Annotated in this window: 19 protein-coding genes and 1 tRNA gene; 11 read left to right on the forward strand and 9 right to left on the reverse strand. The window is 50.3% G+C overall.

The genetic code is table 11. The features are described 5' to 3' along the window. Positions 1–136: 136 nt before the first annotated feature. The 3 genes from AEST_RS00770 (at position 137) to AEST_RS00780 (ending at position 4,712) form a co-directional block, all read left to right on the forward strand. Positions 137–1,459, forward strand: coding sequence for an ATP-binding protein (locus AEST_RS00770; RefSeq protein WP_008606344.1), 1,323 nt, complete (start codon positions 137–139; stop codon positions 1,457–1,459). 32 nt (positions 1,460–1,491) lie between these two features. Beyond that, a complete protein-coding gene (locus AEST_RS00775) occupies positions 1,492–1,965 on the forward strand; it encodes a methyltransferase family protein (RefSeq protein ID WP_008606345.1) in 474 nt (157 codons plus the stop codon). 158 nt (positions 1,966–2,123) lie between these two features. Beyond that, entirely contained in the window at positions 2,124–4,712 is a 2,589-nt protein-coding gene (locus tag AEST_RS00780) for a TonB-dependent receptor plug domain-containing protein (RefSeq protein ID WP_008606346.1), read from the forward strand. Positions 4,713–4,762: 50 nt separating this feature from the next. Here the strand turns inward: AEST_RS00780 and uvrA are convergent, their stop codons facing one another. Continuing rightward, the gene (uvrA, locus tag AEST_RS00785) at positions 4,763–7,585 is read right to left on the reverse strand and encodes an excinuclease ABC subunit UvrA (protein ID WP_008606347.1); all 2,823 of its coding nucleotides are present in this window, start codon (positions 7,583–7,585) and stop codon (positions 4,763–4,765) included. A gap of 22 nt (positions 7,586–7,607) precedes the next feature. Here uvrA and AEST_RS00790 point away from each other — a divergent pair, with 22 nt between their 5' ends. Both AEST_RS00790 and ssb read left to right on the forward strand, forming a co-directional pair. Then, positions 7,608–9,182: an MFS transporter gene (locus AEST_RS00790; RefSeq protein ID WP_008606348.1), complete on the forward strand. Its 1,575-nt coding sequence runs from the start codon at positions 7,608–7,610 to the stop codon at positions 9,180–9,182. A 22-nt stretch (positions 9,183–9,204) separates the two neighbouring features. Next, positions 9,205–9,789, forward strand: coding sequence for a single-stranded DNA-binding protein (ssb, locus tag AEST_RS00795; RefSeq protein ID WP_008606349.1), 585 nt, complete (start codon positions 9,205–9,207; stop codon positions 9,787–9,789). 702 nt (positions 9,790–10,491) lie between these two features. On the opposite strand, the gene AEST_RS00800 is transcribed toward ssb, so the two are convergent. From AEST_RS00800 to AEST_RS00810, 3 genes are all read right to left on the reverse strand, one after another. Beyond that, on the reverse strand, positions 10,492–11,607 hold the full coding sequence (locus AEST_RS00800; protein WP_008606350.1) for a DUF4238 domain-containing protein: 1,116 nt from the start codon (positions 11,605–11,607) through the stop codon (positions 10,492–10,494). A gap of 310 nt (positions 11,608–11,917) precedes the next feature. Then, the gene (locus tag AEST_RS00805; RefSeq protein ID WP_008606352.1) at positions 11,918–12,628 is read right to left on the reverse strand and encodes a hypothetical protein; all 711 of its coding nucleotides are present in this window, start codon (positions 12,626–12,628) and stop codon (positions 11,918–11,920) included. Then, positions 12,625–15,633: an HsdM family class I SAM-dependent methyltransferase gene (locus AEST_RS00810; RefSeq protein WP_008606354.1), complete on the reverse strand. Its 3,009-nt coding sequence runs from the start codon at positions 15,631–15,633 to the stop codon at positions 12,625–12,627. Before AEST_RS00810 ends, AEST_RS00805 begins: the two co-directional genes overlap by 4 nt. 129 nt (positions 15,634–15,762) lie before the next feature. Here AEST_RS00810 and AEST_RS00815 point away from each other — a divergent pair, with 129 nt between their 5' ends. The 3 genes from AEST_RS00815 to AEST_RS00825 all read left to right on the forward strand — a co-directional run bounded on the left by AEST_RS00815 (position 15,763) and on the right by AEST_RS00825 (position 18,313). After that, positions 15,763–16,107 carry a helix-turn-helix domain-containing protein gene (locus AEST_RS00815; protein ID WP_083840359.1) on the forward strand — a complete coding sequence of 115 codons (345 nt, stop codon included), beginning with the start codon at positions 15,763–15,765 and terminating at the stop codon, positions 16,105–16,107. A 115-nt stretch (positions 16,108–16,222) separates the two neighbouring features. Then, complete coding sequence (locus tag AEST_RS00820) at positions 16,223–17,050, forward strand: metal-binding protein (RefSeq protein ID WP_238534521.1); 828 nt, start codon at positions 16,223–16,225, stop codon at positions 17,048–17,050. A gap of 297 nt (positions 17,051–17,347) precedes the next feature. Continuing rightward, positions 17,348–18,313 carry a cation diffusion facilitator family transporter gene (locus AEST_RS00825; protein ID WP_008606358.1) on the forward strand — a complete coding sequence of 322 codons (966 nt, stop codon included), beginning with the start codon at positions 17,348–17,350 and terminating at the stop codon, positions 18,311–18,313. Here the strand turns inward: AEST_RS00825 and AEST_RS00830 are convergent. The 3 genes from AEST_RS00830 to AEST_RS00840 form a co-directional block, all read right to left on the reverse strand. Continuing rightward, complete coding sequence (locus tag AEST_RS00830; protein WP_039924750.1) at positions 18,310–20,631, reverse strand: putative bifunctional diguanylate cyclase/phosphodiesterase; 2,322 nt, start codon at positions 20,629–20,631, stop codon at positions 18,310–18,312. The genes AEST_RS00825 and AEST_RS00830 overlap by 4 nt on opposite strands. Positions 20,632–20,767: 136 nt before the next feature. Further along, on the reverse strand, positions 20,768–21,505 hold the full coding sequence (locus AEST_RS00835; RefSeq protein WP_008606360.1) for a DUF481 domain-containing protein: 738 nt from the start codon (positions 21,503–21,505) through the stop codon (positions 20,768–20,770). Further along, positions 21,502–22,332, reverse strand: coding sequence for a mechanosensitive ion channel domain-containing protein (locus AEST_RS00840; RefSeq protein WP_008606362.1), 831 nt, complete (start codon positions 22,330–22,332; stop codon positions 21,502–21,504). The genes AEST_RS00835 and AEST_RS00840 overlap by 4 nt, the downstream gene beginning before the upstream one ends. A 158-nt stretch (positions 22,333–22,490) precedes the next feature. Between AEST_RS00840 and AEST_RS00845 the strand changes: the two genes are divergently transcribed. From AEST_RS00845 to AEST_RS00855, 3 genes are all read left to right on the forward strand, one after another. Then, positions 22,491–22,566 (forward strand) — tRNA-His (locus tag AEST_RS00845). A gap of 70 nt (positions 22,567–22,636) precedes the next feature. After that, the gene (locus AEST_RS00850) at positions 22,637–23,188 is read left to right on the forward strand and encodes a DUF1285 domain-containing protein (protein WP_008606363.1); all 552 of its coding nucleotides are present in this window, start codon (positions 22,637–22,639) and stop codon (positions 23,186–23,188) included. Between the two features lie 117 nt (positions 23,189–23,305). Further along, positions 23,306–24,595, forward strand: coding sequence for a metal-dependent hydrolase family protein (locus AEST_RS00855; protein WP_008606365.1), 1,290 nt, complete (start codon positions 23,306–23,308; stop codon positions 24,593–24,595). Between the two features lie 17 nt (positions 24,596–24,612). On the opposite strand, the gene AEST_RS00860 is transcribed toward AEST_RS00855, so the two are convergent. Next, positions 24,613–25,089, reverse strand: a complete 477-nt coding sequence (locus tag AEST_RS00860; RefSeq protein WP_008606366.1) for a DUF2489 domain-containing protein — start codon at positions 25,087–25,089, stop codon at positions 24,613–24,615. Then, entirely contained in the window at positions 25,086–25,673 is a 588-nt protein-coding gene (gene yihI, locus AEST_RS00865; protein WP_008606367.1) for a Der GTPase-activating protein YihI, read from the reverse strand. The genes AEST_RS00860 and yihI overlap by 4 nt, the downstream gene beginning before the upstream one ends. Between the last annotated feature and the right edge of the window lie 24 nt (positions 25,674–25,697).

Consider the following 25,697-nt stretch of genomic DNA (forward strand, 5'->3'; position numbering starts at 1 on the left):
CCATGCACTGCGACCTCACTTTTACGCGCATAAAAGTGTAGTTTATCACTTTTTTATGCGCATAAAAATGTTGATTTGTTTGTTTTTATGCGCATAAAAGTGTAGTCTTGCTGCAGTGTCCCTGCTGGAGCCTGCCATGCAACGTGAGCTACTGACGACCTTACTAAACTGGAAAGCATTGCCGGAACGCAAGCCGCTGCTAATTGACGGCGCCCGGCAGACCGGTAAAACCTACTTACTGCAAACTCTGTTTGGTCAGCATTTCCCTAGAGTACTGCGTATTGATTTTCTGGAATCGCCAAAGATGGCTGATGCCTTTGCCGGCTCTTTAGTACCGCAAGATGTACTGACCAATATAGAGCTATTAACAGGCCAGCCGTTTAATCTGCAAACCGACTTATTAATCCTCGATGAAATTGGTGAATGCCCGCGAGCCGTTACCGCCCTAAAGTACTTTGCCGAGCAAACGCCGCAAGCCTTTATTGCTGCCAGTGGCTCCAATATCGGCTTGCTGAATACTTTTCCGGTGGGCAAGGTGGAACAATACAATTTACGCCCTTTAACCTTTCGCGAGTTTTTGTTGGCCGCCAATGAGCCAGCCTTACTAAAGGTGTATGACGCCGCGCAAAACTCCGCTGCTGCGCACAGCAGATTGTTTGATAAGTTAACTGATTATTACTTTACTGGTGGTATGCCGGAGGCGGTGAGCTTGTGGTTTAAATTGGTTGATCAGAGCATCTTGCAGCGGGTTAAAGCGGTTGCAAAAGTACAGGCGGATCTGCTGGCTGGTTATCGTCGGGATTTTGGTAAATATGCCGGTAAAACCGATGCGGCGCTGATAGAAGCTATTTTTACGGCTGTACCGTCACAGCTGGCAGCTGTGGTAGATGAGTCGGTTAAGCGCTTTAAATTTAAATATGTTTATGCGCGAAAATCACGTTATCAGGATCTGGAAACCGGCATTGCCTGGCTGGAAAAATGCCGTCTGGTATTAAAAAATTATCCGCTTGAGGGGTTGCCGCGTAGTCCGCTGGCTGCTTATAAAAAGGATAATATGGTAAAGCTGTTTCTGTTTGATGTCGGTCTGCTAAACCATATGCTTGGTGTAAGTTATCTGGAGCTTAAGCAGCAGAATTTTGAGTATAAAGGCTATATTGCAGAAAATTTTGTACAGCAGGAGTTGGCAGCTCTGGGGATCGATCCATGTTTTTCCTGGAATGATGCCAGAGCGGAAATTGAATTTATTCTAACTGATGCGACAGGCAATATTGTTCCGTTGGAAGTGAAAAGCGGTAAGCGCACCCGTGCCCGATCGCTGCAATCCTTTATTGAAAAATGCCAGCCGCTAAAAACGATCAAATTAACGGGAACTCAGGGCTCTTCAGCGCTGGAACAGCAACATCTGGTGTACCCACTTTATTACACCGCGCATGCCGTTACTCAGCATCTGTTGACATAAAGGTTAGACGTTATCGCTACAGGGAGCCAACTATGTCATTTTTAGAACTTAAAATCCCACCGCTGCTTTTAATGTTGTTATTCGCGCTGGCGATGTGGCTGCTGGCGCCACTTACTACGCCACTCTCTGCGCCACTGGCGCTACCGGCGCTCTATACCACAGTGTTAGCGCTGTGTCTGGCGATGACCGGTATAGCGGTAGCACTGGCCGGGGTATTGGCATTTCGGCGTGCTAAAACCACAGTGGATCCGCGGCTGCCGCAACAAAGCTCCAGTCTGGTGCTGGTGGGCATTTACCGTTATAGCCGTAACCCAATGTATCTGGGGTTTTTATTGTTGTTGGCAGCCTTTGCCTGTTATTTGCAGAGCCTACTGGCTTTGGCTTTGTTACCGCTGTTTGTACTTTACTTAAATCAGTTTCAGATAAAACCCGAGGAACATTTGTTACAACAGAAGTTTGGTCCCGCATATCAGATTTATTTACAGAATGTAAGGCGATGGTTATAGCGCTAGTACCTTGTTATTAGGTGCTTATCCCGGTTTTACCAGGTTTTATCGATGTTTTGGCGATGTTTGTTGTTAATTCTTGTTGGTTGGTTAGCCATATGCTAATTTTTTAGTGGCTAAAACGTAGCCATGTAAATAAACATAAGAAAAGGACATCCATGAACATTCCATTTAAACTCTCACTGTGCGCTTTGGCGACGGCTTCCCTGCTATTACCGCTCGACTCCATCGCGCAACAACAAAATGCTGACACTTCCGACCTACAACAAGTTGAACGTATTGAAGTAACCGGCTCCCGGATCAAGCGTAATGATCTGGAAGGCGCCGTACCAATCACGGTGATTGACCGTGATGCCATTTCCAAGTCTGGTTTTTCTAATCTGCAACAGCTGCTGGAGCGGACGCCGGTAGCCGGTGTGGGCACGTTCTCTACCCGCGGTAATAATCAGGACTCCACCGCCAATGGCGGCGCCGCCGTTAGTTTGCGCGGCTTTGGTGCTGACGCTACCTTGGTATTGATCAATGGCCGGCGGGTTGCAGTAAGTGCCTTTGCCGAAAATATTGCCAATTCCTTTGTTGATATTAATAGTATTCCGGTAGCGGCCATTGAACGGGTGGAAATCCTGAAAGATGGTGCTTCTGCCGTGTACGGCTCTGATGCCGTTGCCGGCGTGGTCAACGTGATACTGCGTAAAGATTTTGAAGGCACCGAAATCTCCTTTAGTCACGGTGGTACTACAGGGCCTTCCTATGATGAAACGTCGGCCAGCATGGTGTGGGGTACTCAGGGTAAAGAGGCCAGCGCCACGCTGATTCTGGATTACTTTAAGAACACTACTATTCTGGGCTCGGAGATGGGCCGCTTTGGTACTGCCAATCAGGCACCTTATGGCGGTAATGATTTACGTTCATCGCGTGGCTATCCAGGTAACTTTATTGTCAACGGTGTCACCCGGATCGATCCGGGCTGTCCGGCAGATCAGGCTTTTGGCCAGACCTGTGTTTTTGATTATGGCCCCTTTATTATGGCTGCCACCCCTGCTGAGCGTGTAGGCGCGGTATTAATGGCCAGCCAGAACCTGGGTGCCAATACTCAGGCTTATGCTGAGTTATCGGTACAACATAACCGGTCTAAGGCGCAGGGGGCGGCAACGCCGCTCGATGGCGATGCAGGTTTGACTGTACCGGGTACTCATCCCAACAATCCTTTTGGCACTGATATCAGAATTAACCGCTTCAGAACCGTTGATGCCGGCCCCCGTACCTGGGATATCGAGTCTGACTCGTTACGCCTGGTGTTGGGTGTGAAAGGCCAATTTAATGAATTGGATTGGGATATTTCAGCGCAAAAAGGCCGCAGCGAGTCGATGCAAACCGGCAGCAAGTCGCAGGGCTGGGTAAGAACCGACTTTTTACAGCAGCAGATCAATCTTGGCCGTTATAACCCCTTTGGTGGTTTCAGAAACTCTCCGGAAGTGATTGATGCGATTACCACCAGTCTGGTGCGTCGCGGCGAGTCACACCTGACCGCCTTTGATGCCAGTATCAGCGGTGATGCGTTTAAGCTGGGTGATCAGATGGTGTCGTTCGCAGCCGGTGCGGAATACCGCAAAGAAGATGCCTTTGACCAGCCGGATGATCAGTTCCAGCGTGGTTTGATTTTTGGTACCGAATCGGTATCTGCTCAGGCTGAGCGCGATCAGTATGCCGCCTATATCGAGTTTCTGGTGCCACTGAGCGACCAGTTAGAGTTAACCCTGGCTGGCCGCTATGATGATTATAGCGATTTTGGTTCGACCACTAACCCCCAGGTCAGTATCAAGTGGCGGCCGCAGGATAACTTTACTGTGCGGGCATCCTATGGTCAGGGTTTCCGGGCGCCATCATTGGCCCAGATTGGTTTAGGGCCGTCGCAGGAGTCGGTATTCTTTACTGATACTTTCCGTTGCCCTACCCCTGATGCCAGTAATCCGGCTTGTGCCGCAACTGACTATACCATCGTCTTTGTCGGCGGTGAGGGCTTACAACCGGAAGAGTCCGAGACCTTTAATATCGGCTTTGTCTGGCAGGTCACTGATCAGTTTGATATCAGTGCGGATGTGTGGAGCATCACTCAGGATAATAAGATCGACAAAAACGACTATGAAAACGTGTACGCTGCGGAGTGTAACCGTCAAAACAGTACGCTCTGTGTGCGGTTAGCGCCTTTGCCGGGTCAAACGCTGGGAGAGCTGTCCCGGATCTTCAATAGCTACATTAATATCAGCTCGCAGGAAGCGCGGGGCTTGGATCTGTCAACGGCTTACCGCTTCAATCTGCAGCAGTATGGTGCCTTGCGGCTTAGCCTGGACTACTCCTACACCGATTCATTTAAGAAGAACGGTATCGAGTACGCCGGCGAGTACAACTATCCGCAGCATCGCTGGTTAGCGACTGCCGATTGGAGCTACGGCGATTGGGGTCTGGTGACCAGCCTGAACTATGTGGGTGCCTTTGAAGATTATGCACCTCCGGCCGAAGTGATGAGCACCAAAACCCGCACCGTCAGTGCCCAGGCATTGCTGGATATTCAGGGCCGTTACAGTCTGAACAGCAATACCACTCTGATGCTGGGGATGAACAATGCGCTGGATAAGGATCCGCCATTTGCGATTGGTGACGGTGATGCCGATCTTTATGGCTATGCCTCTAAAGTGCACAACCCACGCGGCCGCTTTATTTACGGTAAGATCAATTACCGTTTCTAATTCGCTCGTTAGTCTAACCAAGGCAGCACTGTTGTGCTGCCTTAATCGGTTTATCCCAACATCGGCTTTAAATATTTCCCCGTGTAAGATTTCTCACAGGCGGCTACCTGCTCCGGCGTGCCGGCAATCAGGATTTCGCCGCCGCCGCTGCCACCTTCCGGGCCTAAGTCAACAATCCAGTCGGCGGTTTTAATCACATCCAGATTGTGCTCAATGACCACTATGGTATTGCCATGATCACGCAGCCGGTGCAGTACATTCAGCAGCTGCTGGATATCGTAAAAATGCAGACCGGTGGTCGGTTCGTCCAGAATATACAGGGTTTTACCTGTGTCGCGTTTACTCAGCTCGCGTGCCAGTTTCACCCGTTGTGCTTCACCGCCGGATAAGGTGGTTGCCGACTGCCCGAGCTTAATATAGGACAGGCCAACATCCATCAGCGTTTGCACCTTACGCTTAATCGCCGGGATGGCGTCAAAGAAATCTAGCGCATCTTCCACCGTCATATCCAGCACTTCGTGGATATTCTTGCCTTTGTATTTAATTTCCTGCGTTTCGCGGTTATAGCGTTTACCCTTACAAACATCGCAGGGCACATAAACATCGGGTAAAAAGTGCATTTCTACTTTAATCACACCGTCGCCCTGACAGGCCTCACAGCGCCCACCTTTGACGTTAAAACTAAAGCGGCCGACCTGATAGCCGCGTGAGCGCGCTTCTTGGGTACCGGCAAACAGCTCGCGTACGCCGGTAAAAATACCGGTGTAGGTCGCGGCGTTAGAACGCGGCGTGCGGCCAATCGGGCTTTGATCGATATCGATCACTTTATCAAAATGCTCCAGCCCGCTTACCGCCTTATAGGGTGCCGGATCGTCACCCTCGGCTTTATTTAATACCCGGTGGGCGATGCGGAACAGCGTATCGTTGATCAGTGTCGACTTCCCGGAGCCGGATACCCCGGTAACACAGGTCATCAAGCCAAAGGGAATGGCGAGATCGACGTTTTTCAGGTTATTGCCGCTGGCGCCGGTCAGATTTAACCATTTATCATTCAGTGGTGCACGCTTAGCCGGCACCGCGATTTTGCGCGCCCCCGACATATACTGGCCGGTCAGTGATTCTTCTACCGCCATCACCTGTTGCAGCGTGCCCTGCGCTACTATATTGCCGCCATGCACGCCGGCGCCGGGGCCGATATCAATAATATAGTCCGCGGCCCGCACGGCATCTTCGTCATGCTCAACCACGATAACGGTATTACCCAGATCGCGCAGATGATTCAATGTCGCCAGTAAGCGGTCGTTATCACGCTGGTGCAGGCCGATAGAGGGCTCATCCAGCACATACATCACACCAACTAAACCGGCACCGATCTGGCTGGCTAACCGGATGCGCTGTGCTTCGCCGCCAGACAGGGTTTCGGCGCTGCGCGACAGGTTCAGGTAGTTAAGGCCGACATTCACCAGAAACTGCAGCCGATCCTGAATTTCTTTTAATACCTTTTCGGCAATTTTGGCTTTCTGGCCGGTTAAACTCAGTTGCTGGAAAAACGCCAGGCAGTCGCCAATCGCCAGTTCTACCACTTGCGGTAAGGTGGTTTTACCAATAAAAACATGGCGGGCTTCGGTACGTAGCCGGGTGCCATGACAGCTGGGGCACGGCTGGCTGGCAAGATATTTACTTAGCTCTTCGCGTACCGAGTTCGATTCGGTTTCGCGGTAGCGGCGCTCCATATTCGGTAAAATGCCCTCAAACGGATGGCTGCGCAGCACAATATCGCCGCGGTCATTCAGGTATTTAAAGTCGATAATGGTATGGCCGCTGCCATACAGGATCACGTCTTGCTGCTTTTTACTCAGGCTGTTAAAGGGCACATCCAGCTGAAAATTGTAGTGCTCAGACAGCGCCTTTAGCATTTGAAAATAATAGAAGTTACGTTTATCCCAACCACGGATCGCCCCGCCGGCCAGACTCAGCTCATCACTGACCACCACTTTTTTCGGATCGAAGAATTGCTTGACGCCCAAACCATCGCAGCTGGGGCAGGCGCCGGCCGGGTTATTAAAGGAAAACAGCCGTGGCTCCAGCTCGGTCATGGAGTAACCGCAAGTCGGACAGGCATAGTTAGCGGAAAACACCAGCTCTTCAGCATCAGGCTGGTCCATCAGCGCCACCCGCGCCACGCCGCCCGACAGTTGCAGTGCGGTTTCGAACGACTCGGCCAGCCGCAACTTAATATCATCCCGCACCTTAATGCGGTCTACCACCACTTCAATGGTGTGCTTTTTCTGTAAATCTAACTTCGGCGGATCGGACAGATCGCAAATTTCACCGTCAATCCGCGCCCGCACATAGCCCTGCGCTGCCAGGCTTTCTAAGGTTTTAACATGCTCACCTTTGCGCTCCTGCACCACCGGTGCCAACACCATCAGCTTGGTACCTTCCGGAAATTCGGTGGCTTTATCCACCATCTCACTAATGGTTTGCGCGGCCAGTGGCAGATCATGCTCCGGGCAACGCGGCTCGCCGACCCGCGCAAATAGTAAGCGCAGATAATCGTAAATTTCGGTAATGGTACCCACAGTAGAGCGCGGGTTATGGGAGGTCGACTTTTGTTCAATCGAGATCGCCGGTGACAAGCCTTCAATATGATCGACATCCGGCTTTTCCATCAGGCTTAAAAATTGCCGGGCATAGGCCGACAGCGATTCGACATAGCGGCGTTGCCCTTCGGCATACAGGGTATCAAAGGCCAGCGACGATTTACCGGAGCCGGATAAACCTGTTACCACGATCAGTTTGTCGCGTGGCAGGGTTAGCGAAATATTCTTCAGGTTGTGGGTGCGGGCGCCGCGGATCTCAATTTTGTCCATGGTGGTTCCATTTAGCCGGATAATGCTGTACAAATATACACTAGGCTGCGCAGTAATTGCCAGCGACAAGCGGATTAAAGCTGCTTATACGCCGCCAATCCGGCTTTGGCCCGCCGCTGGCAGAATTTCACTGTCGCAATGGCAGCCATTGCTGCGGGCGCTGCCGCCGGCCGGCTTTTTTGTGCTAAACTGCCGCCCTGTTTATTTTGAACCTCTGGTGTTAGCTGTTCGCATGCATCATTTGAATGCCCTGGAAAAGCGCGCCGCCGTAGCGCTGGCGCTGGTGTTTTCTACCCGTATGCTCGGGCTCTTTATGCTATTGCCGGTGTTTGCCCTGTACGGCGAACAGCTGGCCGGTTTTTCCCCGCTGTGGATCGGGTTAGCGATTGGCGCCTATGGTTTAACCCAGGCGATTTTACAAATTCCTTTTGGTTGGTTGTCGGACAAAATTGGCCGACATAGAGTCATGCTGGTGGGCTTAGCGCTGTTTGTGCTGGGTTCGGTCGTAGCAGCGCTGGCAGAGTCCGTTTATCTGGTGACGCTGGGCCGGGTATTACAGGGTGCCGGGGCGATTTCCGGTGCGGTGTTGGCACTGGCGGCCGATCTAACGCGCGAAGAGCAGCGACCGAAAGTGATGGCGATTATCGGCGCCACCATCGGTTTATCTTTTGCCTTGGCAATGGTACTGGGGCCCTTGCTGGCGAAACTGGCCGGTTTAAGTGGCGTGTTCTGGTTTACTGCGGTAATGGCGGTGGCGGCCATGTTGCTGGTCGCTTTCGTGGTGCCGAAAAGTGTCAGTAAGGCACCGGCTGCTGAAACCTTGGCCTTACCGCAAAGTTTGGCTGCGATGTTCCGGCACCGGCAACTATTACAGCTGGACTTAGGCGTATTATTGTTGCACCTGATGCTTACGGCGATGTTTGTTGCACTACCGCCGTTACTGGCGTCGCAGCAGTTTGCGGCAGAGCAGCATTGGCAGCTGTATTTACCGGTATTATTGCTGTCGTTTGTATTTATGGTGCCGATGATGATTATTGCGATGCGCCGGCAGCAGGAAAAACGGTATTTTTTAATAAATATACTATTATTAGTTATTGCGATGTTAATAGCTTGGCAGGCAAACAGCTTCTGGCTGTTGGCGCTGGCCCTGCTGGTATTTTTTACCGGCTTTAATTTTCTGGAAGCCAGTTTACCGGCAATGGTGTCGCGGGTGGCGCCCGCCGGCCAGCGAGGCAGTGCAATGGGGATTTACTCCAGCAGCCAGTTTTTCGGTGCCTTTTTAGGCGGCTTGCTGGGTGGTGCTATCGCCCAGCACTTTGGTTTTATGGCGGTGTATGGCGCCTTAGCAGTAATTGGTTTAGTATGGTTTATCATAGCCAGCACCATGCAGGTGCCCGCCCGTGCCCAGCGCTTATCGCTACCGGTTGCTGTCAGCACTGAGCAGCAAGCCGGCCAGCTGGCAGCCAGGCTCAGTAGCCTGGCCGGGGTGCAGGAAGTCACGATTTTATTAGCCGATCAGCGCTGCTACCTGAAAGTCAGTTCGCAGCAGTTTGACATCGCACAGGCTCAGTCTTTGATTGCCGCTGGCAATCAGTAACAATTTTGCAGGAGAAATACGCATGGCGCGTGGAATTAACAAAGTCATTTTAATCGGTAATCTGGGCCAGGATCCGGAAGTCCGTTATATGCCGCAGGGCGGCGCCGTCGCTAACCTGAGCATTGCGACCTCTGAAAGCTGGAAAGATAAAGCTACCGGCGAAATGAAAGAGCAAACCGAATGGCACCGGGTCGTGATTTACCAGCGTTTGGCAGAAATTGCCGGCGAATATCTGCGTAAAGGCTCTAAGGTGTATATCGAAGGCAAGCTGAAAACCCGTAAGTGGCAGGATCAGCAAGGCGTAGAGCGTTACACCACTGAAATCGTTGCCAATGAGCTGCAAATGCTGGACGGTCGTGGCGAAGGCCAGGGTGGCGGCATGGGTGGTGGAATGGGCGGCGGCCAGCAAGGTTATCAACCGCGGGCGCCACAACAAGCCGCTCCGCAGCAAGCCGCCTATCAGGGCGCGCCACAACAGAATTTCCAGCCGCAAGGCAATTATCAAAAGCCGGCACAGCCACAAGGTGGCTTCCAGCAACAACCGCCAGCGCAGCAGCGCCCGCCGATGGAACCACCAATCGACTTTGATGACGATATCCCGTTCTGACTTTACACTTTTGCGTTTTGTAAAGACGCGAAAGTTTTGTTCTGCAAACCCATGATTTTCATGGGTTTTTCTTTTTCAAAAGTGCAATTTACCTATATCAGGAATGTAAAGACGATTAGGTTTTACCCGTTGCAGGGAAAAAGAACTTTACACTTTTAAAATGTAAAGACAGCATTAGTGAATGCTAATAATTTAATCAAAACAGTGATTTAAACAGTGTTTTTCGCGCAATTTCTGGCCTGACTTTTGATTTAAAAATTAGTTAATTTAATTTTCTCAAAATTCACAACAAAATTCTGCGATTTTAGCTAATAAATAATTATAAAAGCTTTATTTATGCATGTTTTCATTTTAACCAAATGAATTAAATTGATTTATTTTTTTTACAAAAAAAAATATCATCGAGAAACAGCCTTGTTTTAGGGGCTTTTTATTTGAGTGTGACACCAAGAGTAAAACTTTCTCCTGCAGGCCCTTTACGCAGGCATGGTGAACAATATGCTATACTACCTCGTATAAACAAGATTAAGTGCGAGTGACCTTTATATGCATATTAAAATCGGTGGTTAAGCACGCTACGTTTTAAACCTTTATTTGTAATGCCTAGCATATCATTGCTGAAACAGCATGTGCAGAACATGGACGGGGACTTAATGAGCTTAAAAGCACTGAGACAACTGACAGAGACCGATGAGCAGAAAGCTAAAGCAGCGCAAGGCTTCGCCGAACGATTAAAATCCTACGAGAAAAGGTTTGCTGACGAAGCCCGGCAACTGACTCCGTCAGAACGATTCTATGAAAGAACATACGATATTTAGACATAGAAAAATTGATCAGCCCAAATCTACAACACTCAGCTGAGGTATTTTCGGTACTTTTTAGAGCGCGCTCATTGTCAGATATTATATTCACCAATGCTGACTTTGCCATTTTCTCATTCAATTCGAGAACAAGCTCTTCTGATGCTTCAACTACACCTGAAGAATAGCGCCCTGAACGGCTTATTATGTAAGCGACTTTTGGGGAGACCGGGTAATAAAAATCACACTCTTTGCCAGAAAGGTTTTCGCCACCGAGATCTAATGCAGGATGAATATTTATAACCGGCTGATCTGAAGTGATAAAAGACTCTGAAGCACCGTTTATTAGCAGAGTGTTAGAGAACAAACCTCTCTCAAAAAATAGCGAATATGCTATAGACATACCGAACATATAGTGCATAAACCACCAACATTCTTGAAAAAGTCTTGCGTGTTCCCTTACGGACGCTACTTCAGATAAAGAAAGCCTTTCAATTGATGACCTTTTGAAAACCTTTGTTCTTGCCACTTGCTGCCCTATAAACTGCATAAACAAAAGCATGTTATTATCTTTTTCTAGCACGGATAGATCTCTGCACGCAAGCGATCTCACAATTTCACGAACTTCTAGCTCGTGCTGTGCATGTTGGTTCTCCATGGAGTTATGGGCCCATGCAAGGAAAACTCTTTCAGAATCCTCTGAGCAATACCCTTCATCAACACTTTTCAGCTGAGCTAGCTGTACTTGCAAATAACTATCCAGCTCTTGCATGTGAGAATTATGCAAATGGATAGGGCTCAACTTTGAAACGCCCCTAATGCAACTCAAATGCTCATCGGTAAGCACACACACCTTGTAAAAATCCCTTTCAACCGTAAGCATTTTGACGGAATCAAATATGATTTTTTTACTTCGTGTTGTACTAAAAACGTTTGAACCATCAGGAGACCACCCTTTAAGATAATGCGCCCAAACACTGTGATGATTTCTTTTTAATTCCAGATGCTTATTTGTCATTACGTGCGAATCCACGATAAAAAACTGATCAACATCATGCAAATACCCCACCAACTGTTCCACACTCAGGGGAATACAAACCAGCTCTCAATTTCGGTAGCTTACTTGACCATCCTGGCGTCTTTTTCTTGACCCATTTGATGTGATTTCCTGCTCAGCAAGCATTTGTCTGCTCAGCAAGCATTTGTTGATAAATTGTCTTCAACAAATCGAAGCGCGCTTGATCCGTTTGACCCGGCACACGCTTTACCGCACAGAATGTCGCCGGCTTCTGTTTTTTATCAGTTCGGTCTTTTTTCATTACTGGTACCTACCTGAGCCATAGATGCCACAGCGTAATAGCACCGGGTGAATGTGGTGGGGTAACATGGATATAGGTAAACGGGCGGTGGTGCTGTGATACGGCCAGGCTTTCTGACAGCCGTTGTAAAGGCTCTTGTATCATAATGAGCTGGTAATGCGTTGGGTCTGTTTGACCGACTTGCTTTAAATGGGGCGCAAGGGTACCAGAGGGCGTTTCTTTACCCCGGACATACGCCAACATAAATGCTTCTTGTGAGGCCCAGCCGTAATCGCCGGTTATAAAACGCCTGATCCCATTATCACCATACAGTTTTACGGTCTTCTGCTTGGCATGGTCGATAAGTTTCGCTTCCACCAACAAAGGAAACCTGATCGTCCTGCCCGTTAAGTAAAGGGAGAGATCCGGGCGTTTTTCATGCTTACTGCCGTCGAAGTTGTATGTTTCTTCTCCACGTGACACATTATTAAACACCTGGCCCACCAGCAGATCACTATCAATCAGGTAACCTAATGTTGAATGAAGCAAACCGGAAACAGTGGACTCATCACCGTCTTCCACGGTAACCCGATCCTGTTGCTTCACTTGCATAAACGCATCGGACAATATGTCTGCAATGAGTTTTAAGTGACCGTTACTGATCGGTGGTAATGGCAACACAAGCCCCTGAGTGAGCACTTCAATATGCTTCTTGTGGGCAGATGCAGGCAGTCGGATCATGCAGACGGGTTCCCTTGCAGAAAATCAAGATGTGCCCACACCAAACGCTGGGCTAATAGCTTTGCTTGTGAAGCTGACCAGTACCGGCATTGCGCCAGGCGGCCGATTATGAGGGTGTGTGCATCCTGACGCACGATGAATTCAGTTGCCGCGACATCATCCGCAACAGCGGCAATACCTGCCAGGGGCGCACTGGCCGTCTTCTGCCTCTCCTGAACGGCGGTGATCTGAACGGCACACCATGGAGACAAGGGCGAGGTCTGTAAGGCATCTACCCTAAATTGCTGGCCGAAGCGTGCTGTCCATGGTTGCAGTTCGTGTGTAAGCGCATCACAAAAAATGGCCATGTCGCGAGCCTGCGGTGGACGTTGGGCAGCCTCTTTGATCTCAGCAAAGGGAAGACGATGAGCCAGCGTATCGTTGATAACCTGCAGATCCTTTTCCGATAAGCCGTATCGGTTCGCTACCCATTCATCGACGTGTTGCCAGGTTATCGTCCCCGCCTGAAGTTGGTCAAATAAACGTAACACTTCCGCATGCTCATTGGCTGACAGATCATTAAAGTCCGGGATCGGCAGGCTTTCTAACGTGGCTTTTTCCACCACTTCCCGTTCAAAGCCGAATTCGCCGCTGGTTAACAGGATCATCCAGAGTGCGACGTGACTGCCAAGCACCAACGCCAGATAACGCGAGAGTGTTTGCGCCTGCGGGTGTTTGGCCACGCTGTAGCCATAAAAGGTTTCATTGAAGGCAATACTCTGATCGGCGATGGCGATATTGATCCGTGTGGTGTCTGCAGGTACGGACTTGTGGACGATCAGCAATGGCCCGGTGAAACGTTCCGCATCACGGGGGTCGTGGATCCGGGCATGGCGGAACAACGGGAGAGTTTTTGCATCGATGATCCCCTTATGAAAGGTCGCTGCCGTCAGCTCTGGCATGCCATGAAGATAACCCGCATCCGCCCCCGGCAAACCATCGCCGTTTTTCCTCACACGACTGCTGTCTTTTTGTGTCTGAAAGCCGCTACCGCTGCACGCCAGCTTACCCTTAACGAGACCAAATTCACGGCCCCAAAACGCCGCGAGCGTCGGATGGGATTTCCCCCTGACCTTCTGCAACAACCGCAGATCAAGCGAAGTACCACGAAACAGGACCTTAAGCAGTTCCGGCAGCTCCCGCAATTGAGACGTTGATATGATATCGGCACCGATCGAATCCAACCGGATCGCCCCGGCTTTATTTAACGCATCATCCAGGTGTAAATTAATAAAGCGAAACCCCGCCGCCGGCCCCGGCAACTGATTGGTGGCAAACAGCAGACAGAATGGCGACGAAATCTTTGGCCACACCTTCGTGTTGCGCAGCTCTGTTCCATTGATAATGGAGGTCACATCCAAGGCGTCAAAGAGGACTTGCCGGGCAGCAGGCATACCATCACCCTGCTGAAACAGCAGTTTCGCATGTAAAGCAAACGCAATTTGGCCGCCTGGCTTTGCCCATTCCATCGCCCGCCAGATAAAGGGCAGATCGAGCGCCTCATTGGGGATGGGGAGTTCTTTTACCTGCAGCCCACGTCCTTTTGCGATCCGGGTAACGGTCTGGCGCACGGTTTTCCAATCGGGCAGCTTGGTGCCGCTGGACCAGGGTGGATTGCCGATCACCACGTCATATTGCCCCAGATGCTTCTCGCCCGCGGCGGGCCCTAAGCTACCCAGACTGCTCGCATTACCCTGTTCATCGTGAGACAGCAACAGCAACGTAGTCTCGGTTAAATCGTCAAACCGAAGCTTATCAACCGGCTGCGGATCTGGATCGAGTTCAATGGACAGCAAATACAGCCCCAGAGCGGCGAAACGCAGGGCAATTTCATTGATATCGAATCCTACAATTTGGTGTCGGAGGATCGATCTCAAGGTGCCCGTGTCCGGCCGGACACCATCATGCTTCCAACGCAAGGCCACTAATTCACGCATCGCGGTCAGTAAAAATACGCCGGCACCGGCAGCAGGATCCAATAGACGGGCGCAATGACCGGTACCGGCCAGTTCAAGCTTGCGTAGCGAGGCCTTCACCATTAAGTCCGCGATCAAACTGGGCGTATAAAAACTACCTTCCTTTCGCTGTTTGTCAGCATTATGGTTGCGTAGATACAGCTCATAGGCCTGGCTTAACACCCCAACGGGAATATGCGAAAAGTCGAGGTGATCCCATTTTTCTTCCCAGCCTAAGAACAACTGATGATCCGGCGCACGGCGCAAAATATCACCCAGGATCCGATAGGCTTGTTCTGGCAAGCTATCAAACACCTTCTCAGACATGGGCAAGAGATGGCCATTAAAGGTCTGATCCAGCCATCCGGATATGGCTTCTGCTGACTCACGCGTATCAAACAACCCGCCGGCACCGGATGTGGGCAAGACAGACGCTGGCAACAACTGCCTGTCGGCCAGAAAACGGGTAAACAGGGCCCGGCCTACCAGTGAGATCACATCGCTGTCACTGATCACATTTAAGTTGATCAGACGGGTGATTGAGCCGTCCAACAGGCGCAGCACAATATTGGCTATCCAATGACGCTGTGCAATTGCGGCTTTAGGCCGCCGGTTACCTAAATAGACAAACAGTTCACCGGATGCAGGATCAACGGTTTCAATGTTAAGACGCGCACTGTTTACATCTTGTTTATCCAACGCAATATGATAAACCGTCAGCTGACCCGGTGAGATCACGCCGAGGTAGGGTGCGTCGCCCCGCATGGCCAGGACGCGGCGAATTTTGTGCAACTGCTGAGCGTCAGATAGCTGCTGCGCATCCACCAGGAACATCAAAGGCGTATCCTGCCACTGATAGACCCCCACCACCGCACTCAGATCGGCATGGTTCCGCCGGCGTGTATCCAGTAAAGTGGCATAGGGCAGACACTCAGGCCCGTTACTGTTAAACAGAACGCACTCAGACAGATCGGCCCCGAATGAGGTCAATATTGTCGCCATATCAGTCATGTTGTCGTCCCATCATTCACCCTACGCCTGGATGTCGACTCCGCCTAAAAAAACGAAGCGCACTATAAATATCACATTTAATTTTCCTGTGGTAGTATATCACCAATTTGCAAAAATTATGCATAATTTATGGCGCTATCCCACGTTTGTAAAACACTTAAGGAAAAACGGCAAGGCCTCGGGATCACGTTGAAAACAGTATCTCTGGCTACCGGTGTGGATGTGGGCCAGTTGTCAAAAATCGAGCGTGGAATGTGCCGGTACCTTTCACCGAATTTGAAAAAATATTGCAAATATCTTGGCGTACCATTTGGTGAAGATATTCAGCCTGCCGATTTATTGCTCAGCCGGATAAACACGCTTATTCGTACCTCTGAACAGCATGCGGCACTTTTTACCTCGTTGGTAACATTGCTGGAAGCGCAAGCGCCTGGCGAGGCTGCAAATCCCAACAACAAAACACCCACTATTTAATTGGTTATATTGTTTGATAAAAACACCATTCCTATTGCGAGTTTTATTACTGCAGTTATTTGGCATAACAATTGGTACCAGGCTATGTCGCGTTTACTAACTGTGCATGGAGGTCATGATGGGTAAATTTAGCAAGCTAATGTCTGAGCGATCAAAACATACAAAGGTAGACAACGGCCACTGCTTAATATGTGGGAAACACGGACATCTTTCCTTTGATCATGTGCCGCCGAAAGGCGCCGTTACGATAACCAAGATTGAACAGCGCCACATTGGCGAAATGACGGGAGAGAACGCGCATAGAATAAGGGGTGTTCCTTCTCTTAAGGGGAGTGGTTTTAAGACCATATGCCAAGACTGTAACAATCGGGCACTTGGTGGCAATGATGATGAAATCGCTAAGGTGTGCAGCGAGCTTACCGGTAAAATTAGGGATTATTTCCAGTATGCTGATCACCCTGGCACAATCATCCAAGCAAAGGTAAACCCTGTGCGCTTTACCCGGGCGATGATTGGGCATGTTTTGGCTGCGACATCGGCACAGGAGTGCATTGCCGAGCCCAAGGAGCATGCTTATTTTGACCCGCTCAAACGCTTTGTCCTGGGGGATAATTCTGCGCTAGATGAAACGCATGATATCTATTATTGGTTTTACCCTTACCGCATGCACTTAAGCGCGAAAGAGTTAGCTTTCTGGAATAATGGGCACACCGCAATAATCAGCCTGCTGAGTTTCTTCCCTATAGCATTCATGATCACTAAAAAGAATGAGGGAGTCTATCCTCCATACGCCTGCAAACTGTCCTTAACCGACACAGCGCTGATCTTGAATTTATCAACCCGCGGATTTGATTACGCTGAGTTTCCATTCCATGATCTAAAAGGCAATCAAATGCGCGTCGCTAATGACACGAAACTTATTGTCAGCTACCCTATAAAATAACTACCAGGAAAAATAATCAGTGCCTTGACGTATTCGTTTTGGGTAAATGTAAAGACGTTTAGAGATTTCGCCCACGTCTTTACATTTTGACGTTGGCAGGAAGGAATTTTAAGTAAACGTATTGATTTTATTAGGACACCGTCTTTACAACTTGGTAAGTGTAAAAGTCCCGTTCTGATTGTTGACTGATTGTTGACTGATTGTTGACTAAGCCCCTGCCATAGGGGCTTTTTTCTGCTTGCTATTCAATAGCGTCAGTGTCTATAGTCAGAGTAGTGCTCAGCAGGAAGCGCCACTATGACACCGCATTCACATCACCATTCTCACTCACATTCGCAGCACCCGCACTCGCGGCATCAGCACGGTCATGGGCAGCACCGGCACGGCCATGGTTTAGCGGCGACAGAGGATAGCGGTAGCCGGCTCGGTTGGGCGTTTTTTTTGAATCTGGGTTTTACCATTATTGAGTTTATCGGCGGCTGGCTGACTAATAGCACGGCCATTATGGCGGATGCGATTCATGATCTTGGCGATAGTCTGGCGCTGGGCAGTGGCTGGCTGCTGTATAAGCTGGGTAAAAAAGCGCCTACCGCACATTACACCTACGGTTATCGCCGGCTTAGTTTATTTGGCGCCTTGTTAAATTGTATCATTCTGATTGGTGGTTCAGTCTGGATCCTGGCCGAAGCCATGCCGCGACTCAGTGAGCCGGTGATGCCGCTGACCGAAGGCATGATGGCGCTGGCCGTGCTCGGCATACTGGTAAATGGTTTTGCCGCCTATAAACTCAGTGGCGGCAAAACCCTGAATGAGCGGGTATTGAACTGGCACCTACTGGAAGATGTGCTGGGCTGGGTTGCGGTGCTGCTGGCGGCGCTGGTGATGCATTTTGTCGACTGGCCAATTATTGACCCGCTGTTATCGATCGCCTTTACCTTATTTATTTTGTTTAATGTACTGCGCAATTTACGCAGCACGGCGCGACTGTTTTTTCAGGCGGTACCGGATACCGCCTTACTGGCGCAGATCGAACAACGTTTACTCACTCAGCCGCAGGTGCGTGAAGTGCATCATTTACACCTATGGTCGCTGGATGGTGAGCAGCATGTGCTCAGTGCGCATCTGGTAGTCGAGCTGGAAGAACTGAGCCAGTATCAGCAGTTAAAAAGCCAGGTTGAGCAGCTACTCAGCGAGTTTTCACTACTGAATACCACGATAGAAATTGAGTTGGCCACTGAAGCTTGCCGTGATCGGCGGCATTAGTGTGCCCGCACTCCAACGCCCTGTTGCTGTGCCAGTAACTGGCGGAAGGTTTCGGCGGGCACAGGTTTACTAAACAAGTAACCCTGATAGTAGTTACAGCGCATTTGTTGTAGCATCGCCAGTTGCTCAGCAGTTTCAACACCTTCTGCCAGCACTTCAAACCGCAGTGTATGCCCTAACTCAATAATCGCCTTGGTAATTTGCTGATTATCCGGGTTGGTGGTCATATTGCAGATAAAACGCCGGTCTACTTTCAGGATATCCAGCGGCAGGCGCTGCAAATATGCGAGGGAGGAATAGCCGGTACCGAAATCGTCAATTGCCAATCTGACGCCGGTGGCCCGTAACTGTTGCATAGTTTCGATAACCTTGTCCTCGTCCTGCATCAGGGCGCTTTCGGTCACCTCCAGTTCCAGGAACTTAGCCGGAAAGCCGGTCTCCGCTAACAAGGTTCTAACTTGTTGTCCCAGTTCGCCGCGGCTAAATTGGTGAGCTGAGACATTGACCGCCAGGCTTATGGCGGGCAGACCCTCGTCCAGCCAGGCTTTGCCTTGCACGCAGGCTTGCTGCAATACCTGGATCCCCAGAGCATGAATAAGGCCCGAGCTTTCAGCCAGTGGAATAGAAATTTCCGGGCTGACAAAGCCCAGTTCAGGATCACGCCAGCGTAGCAACAGCTCTGCACCTATTATCCTGCCTGTTGCCACCTCCAGTTGCGGCTGATAATAACAATGTAATTGCCCGGTTTTAATGGCGTTACGTAACCGGCCTTCCAAAACCAGTCGCTGTCTGGCTTGGGCGGTTAGCTGGTCACTATAATAATAATAAGTATTACGGCCTTCAGCCTTGGCTTTATAAAGAGCCGCGTCGGCACCCTGTAGCAGGGCTTCGACGTTGTCGTGATGTTGCGGAAACAGGCTGATACCGATCGAGGCCGCCGCGCTGAGTTCCAAATCCGGTGGCAACATCAGGGTTTGTTGCATGGTACGCAGCAGTTCCTGTGCAAAACGGGCGGCATCTTCCGGCTGCTCCAGATGCTCGATCAAAATGGCAAACTCATCGCCGCCCAGTCGCGCCAGGGTATCCGTATCACGGCAGCAAATCCGAAGCTTTTCAGCAACTTGCTTTAGTAATTGATCGCCAACGTTATGGCCGTAAGAGTCATTGATATTCTTGAAGTTATCCAGATCCAGAATCAGTACCGCCAATTGCAACTGCTCACGACGGGCAACTTTCAATGCCTGCTCCAATTGATTGGCAAAGAAGTGCCGGTTCGGCAGGTGGGTCAGCGGATCATATTGCGCCAGAAATGCCAGCTGGGCTTCCTGCTGTTTATAGGTGGTCAGGTCAATGTCGATACAATAGATTTGTGGCTTTTTATCCGGCAAAATTACCACCGCATGCGAAGAATAGACTGTGACCGGACTACCATCCTTGCGTTTTAATACCAGTTCTTCAGCATGGCGGGCCTCGCCGCTACTGGCCATCTGGCTTACTGCCTCTCTGACACCCTCCTGCATTTTTTCCGGAATAATTAGATCCAGTAAACTACGGCCGATAGCTTCCTGACTACTGTAGCCGTACACCAGCTCACTGCCTTTATTCCAGAACAAAGTAGTGCCATCTTCATCATAACCCTGCACCGAGATCGTCGGCATACTATCAAGCAGGGTACGAAAGCGCAGCTCACTCTCTTCCAGTTTGAGTTGTGCCAACTTCACATCCGAAATATCCTGAATAACAGATACAAAAAATGTATCGGAGATATCGGTAGCGGCAATTAATGACACGGATAATCTGGCCCAGATCACCTGGCCATCCTTACGTAAATAGCGTTTTTCTAGAGAGTAGTGCTGGCGCAGGCCACTCAAAGTTTCTTCAACCAGTGCCTGGTCACGGGCTAAATCCATCGGGTGCGTCAGCTGTTGGAAGCTCAGTTCACGCAGTTCCGCCATGCTGTAACCGAGCAGGCGACACAATTCCTGATTAACACGCAAGAACTGACCGCTGGGGCTGACATGAGCAATACCAGCGGCGGCTTTTTCAATAGTCTGGTCCAGAATGTATTCGGATTTGGTCAGAGAACGCGAAAAATGCAGGCGTTGCCTTAACAATATCCAGGCCAGTGCGGCGGTTAGCGCAATATAAAAATAGCCCTTATAGCTTTGATAGCGGGACAGGGTTTGTGGATCCACAGCTAAAGACAGGAGTAATTGGTCGCTAAAGGTGATCCATAGCGCACCAAATAACAGGTAGATCAAGGCACCGAACAGAGGGTAATAGCGGAGCTTGTTGAGTTTAGCATCCAATTGCTTCATAGCGCGTGGCGTTGTCCAGACAGATATTGCGAACTCTTTGCTATCAAGCATAGCTGAATTTTACTAACTGTATGGAGCTCGTCAAAAAAAACGGGCGTGATGCCCGTTTTTAATCTCTCAGCAGCTTGTAGCAGCGTTAGAATGAATACACCAGGGTTAGAGAGGTTTGGGTATCAGTGCGCTTTTTATCAACTGGTACATCAGAGTCATTTTGTACCAGAAAGGCAGCTTTCATCTGCATAGCACCATTGATCCTTGCACTTAGCGCCGTTTCGGCAATGGTACGGGTATTATCGTCACCGTACTCGACACTTAGCGTTTGGGTAAAGGTCGCTGATTCACTCAGCGTCCACTTATAGGCAGCAGCAGCACGGGCTAGTAAACCGTTCTCGGTTTCATCATTGGCACGTTTAGCGGTGTAATAACCCGGACCGATCTCAACATCCAGAGACTGTTGTTCCAGGTTTAACAGCCGGGTACCATAACCGGCCGCCAGCGTGGTGTAGCGCGTATAGGCACCAAACTTATCATCGGTATAAGAACCTAAGACAAACAGGTTATCGTGCTCTTCAGTCAGCTTGTAAGCACCTTTGGCCGATACCAAATAACGTTCGGCCGAGCGCTCTTTGATTTTGTTGCCATCGGCATCGGTTTTCTGATCTTCTTTGAAAAACGCACTCAGAATATACTGGTTGCTCCATTTGCGCAGATCTTGCTTTGCATCCAGTTTACCGGTGATCGAGGTGCCCTCGGTATTACCGGTAGTGGTAATGGCACCAAGCTCAGCCGAGGTGGTCCAGACTTTCTGATCGGCAGCCTGCGCCTGAGTAGACACAGCCAGCGCGGCCAACGTCGCGATAGTTAATGCTTTCATACAGCTTCCTTTACGTCTTTCTTGATATGTATATCCATTTGCGGGAATGGAATACCAATACCTTGCTCGTCGAAGGTTAGTTTCACTTTTTCCAGCGTATCCCAGTACACGCCCCAATAGTCTTCGGTCTTTACCCAAGGCCGGACAATAAAATTGACTGAGGAGTCCGCCAGTTCTGAGACCCTGATATTTGGCGCCGGTTCCGGCAATACCCGCGGATCGTCCTGAATAATCTGTTCCAGAATAGCTTTGGCTTTGCGTAAGTCCGAGTCATAACTGATACCGATCACCAGATCGACACGCCGGGTGCTCTCGGCAGAGAAGTTGGTAATATGGCCGCCGGTAATCTTCGCATTCGGCACTATTACTCTCTTGTTGTCCGGTGTTTTCATAATGGTCTGAAAGATTTCGATTTTATCCACGGTACCGGTAATGCCTCCGGCATCAATAAAATCGCCGGATTTAAAGGGCCGGAACAGTATAATCAGCACACCGGAAGCAAAGTTCGCCAGCGAACCTTGCAGTGCCAGACCAACGGCCAAACCGGCAGCGCCCAAAATGGCAATAAAGGACGTGGTTTGTACACCAATCTGTGACAGCGCCATCAAGGCTGTGGCTATCATTAGGATCGCATACAGGATACTGGACAGGAAGGAGACAACGGCTTTATCTATCTTGCGGGATAACAAGCCTTTTTCCAGCAACCCAGACACACTGCGGGCGATGATGCGGCCGACATAGAAAATCACAATAGCTGCGATAAGTTGTAGCAAATATCCCAGCAGTACTTCGTGGTTTTGCTGAAATAACTCGGTAATTTGCTCCATAGGTTCACTCCTGTGAAAGTGGTTCGAACCGGCATAGTACCATAAAACATCGTCAATTTTGGCCGTCAAGTGAGCAATTGCGGCTATACTGGGGCTATCTGCTGAAAAAAGCACTTGGTTGCGTGTGAGCTTTTTGGTTAAAATAGCACGTCTCAGTGGTGACTGTAGCTCAGTTGGTAGAGCCCCGGATTGTGATTCCGGTTGTCGTGGGTTCGAGCCCCATCAGTCACCCCACTTTTCTTTCTGCAACCCCGCTGCACCCCCTGCTATACTTGGCTAACATTCTGTCTGTTCCAGGCAAACCATGGACTTAGCTTCATTACAACAACAATTACAGCAACCCAAACTGGCTCCGGTTGAGCAATGGGATCCGCCTTTTTGTGGCGATTTACCGCTTCGCATTGATAATCAGGGCCGCTGGTGGTATCAAGATGGCGAAATTACCCGTCCGGGCCTGATTAAACTCTTTGCGTCGGTGTTAATCCGCCAGGGGGCTGATTACTTTTTGCAGACGCCGGCAGAGAAAGTGCGGATCCAGGTTGCAGATGCGCCCTTTATCGCATTGAGTAGCGACTGGCAAGCGGGCCCTGCTGGCCCAGAGCTGTGGTTAACCACCAATCTGCAAGATAAGATCCCGGTCTGTGCTGACTATCCGCTACTGCTACAGCACTATGGCGGACAGCAACTACCTTATCTGATGCTATGGCGCGGCCTGTCAGCCCGTTTACACCGTAATCTGTACTATCAGTTGCTGGACCAGGCGCAGCTGCAACAGGATGCGGCTGGTAGTCGTGCAGTACTCTACAGTGGTGGGCAACCTTATCTGCTGGCATCCTCGGATGAGCTGCCCGGGTAGCGGTTTAATATCGTGACAGTGCGGCTTATCGCAAAATCTGGTCAGATATCGCAAGCCAATTGCGGGGCAGCCTGTCGCGTTTGATAGTGAAGCAACACTTGCCACAGGATAATAATAATGAAAACGTCACTCTCCGTGCTAACCCTTGCTTGTTTAACCGCATTCAGTCTGGCTGATGCCGCCGCGACGACCTATATCCACGCCGGACGCCTGATTACCGCTGAACATGCCCAACCGCTGACCGAGCACACCATCATTGTTGATGGTAATAAAATTGTTGGCGTCGAGCGAGGCTACCAAACACCAACAGCGGGAGCCACTTTGATTGATTTACGCCAGCATACGGTGATGCCGGGGCTGATGGATATGCATACCCATTTTTCGACCCAGATGAGTGCAACCTCTTATGGCGAGGGCCAGCGCCTGAATGAGGCTGATTTTGCATTACGCGGAGCCGTGTTTGCTGAGCGAACCCTGCTGTCTGGCTTTACCACAGTACGTGAGCTTGGAGACAGTCATCAAGTGAGTGTGGCGCTACGCAAAGCCATTGCCCAGGGCTATGTCAGTGGACCGCGGATCTTCGCCGCCGGTAAATCTCTGGCCACCACCGGAGGCCATGCCGATCCGACAAATGGTCTGGCTTACTTACTGCAGGGCGATCCGGGTCCAAAAGACGGGGTAATTAATGGTGCGGATGAGGCCCGTAAAGCGGTGCGGCAGCGCTACAAAGAAGGTGCGGATCTGATCAAGGTAACGGCCACTGGCGGGGTACTGAGCGTCGCGAAGAGCGGCATGAATCCGCAATTCACCGACGAGGAGCTGGCAGCCATTGTCAGCACAGCACGCGACTACGGTTTTAAAGTGGCGGTGCATGCGCACGGCAAAGAAGGAATGCAGCGCGCCATTAAAGCCGGCGTCGATTCGATTGAGCATGGCACCTTTATGGATAAAGAAACCATGGCGTTAATGAAAAAGCATGGTACCTACTATGTGCCGACGATCAGTGCTGGTAAATGGGTGCAGCAAAAAGCAGAAATAGACGGCTTTTTCCCGGATTTGGTACGCCCGAAAGCCGCAACTATCGGGCCCCTGATCCAGCAAACCTTTAGTGAAGCCTATAAAGCAGGTGTAAAAATTGCCTTTGGCACCGATGCTGGCGTCGGGGCGCATGGTGATAACTGGCGCGAGTTTGTGTATATGACCGAAGCCGGCATGCCGGCCATGGCAGCAATTCAGTCTGCTACTATTGAAGGCGCGCGTTTACTGGGTATGGAGCAGGAGCTGGGCTCAATTAAGGTGGGTAAACTGGCCGATATTATTGCGGTGCCCGGCAACCCGCTGCAGGATATTCAGCTGATGGGCCAGGTGAGTTTTGTGATGAAGGATGGTCAGATTTACAAGCAATAACGCCATTGCAGCAGGCACTAGGCCTGCTGAAACCGTGCCAGAATCAGTCGCAAATCGTCTTCGATTTGCGCTTTCAGATCTTTCTCGGCAGTCAGACGAACTTTATCCTGCTGCCGGGTCAGTTTTTTGTCCTGATCCTTGCGGGCCTGATGGGTTGGCATATCTTTAACTGTCAGATACATCTGATAAATCCCAGGGTAACTGCTTATAGCATCGGGTTTATCTGCGGCCGGCCAGTGGTCCAGTAATACCCATAGCCTTAACGCACCCTCAGAGAATTCACATTGCTGTTCCAGCATGGCGCGGCTGATCAGCACTATGCTTTCCTGCAGGTACGCTTTCTTTTCCTGCTGTTGCTGGCGAGCCTTTTGCTCAGCCAGCTGCTGCTGTTGTTTCTGCTGCTGCAGTAACCACAGTAGCTTGCCGGCATAAAATGCCAGACTCGCGACAATCAACACTGCTGTAATCAGCAGTAATACTAACCACCAGGTCACGCCGGATCCTCATCACCTAATAAATCTTTACGCCAGTCAGTACGCTCGAAGCGACTCAGCGGATCCTCATCCTGCTCTGAAGTTGGTGTGTCTGGTTGCTCATCATCCAGCCCTAACAGCGCTAACAGTTCGCTGATGCGGGCGGTCTGGCGGTTAAAATACTTGGCATCTTTCCCGGTTAACAGCTCATCGCGCTCGACCCGCTCCAGTAAGAGTTGCAGCTTAGGATCGTTTTCCAGTTGCTGCAGCTCCTGCTCAGGGCTTAGCGGTTCAGCCTTTGCCGCCTTCAGCTGTACCCGGGGTAACGGGGCTGGCGCTGTTGATGCAGGTAACAATTCCGGGCTGGTTTCTGGCAGCAATGCGATGGGCTTTTTACTGCCAAGGCGCGGGTCTTTCTTCTGTTTGCTGGCAGCACTGTCCTGAGTGACCTTGGCTTGCTGCATGCTATTGCGGTTACCTGATTTCAGACCGGCGCCTTTTTTCTTGGTTTCATCCTTGTGCTCACGGATCTTACGGATTTCGCTGGCCGGCAAATGGCGTTGTCCGTTGTCGTTGGCCTTACGGGATTTTTTTTGACGCGTCATAGTAATCTGGATACCTGTAAAAAA

Source organism: Alishewanella aestuarii B11 (genome assembly GCF_000280055.1).
Taxonomy (GTDB): Bacteria; Pseudomonadota; Gammaproteobacteria; order Enterobacterales; family Alteromonadaceae; genus Alishewanella; species Alishewanella aestuarii.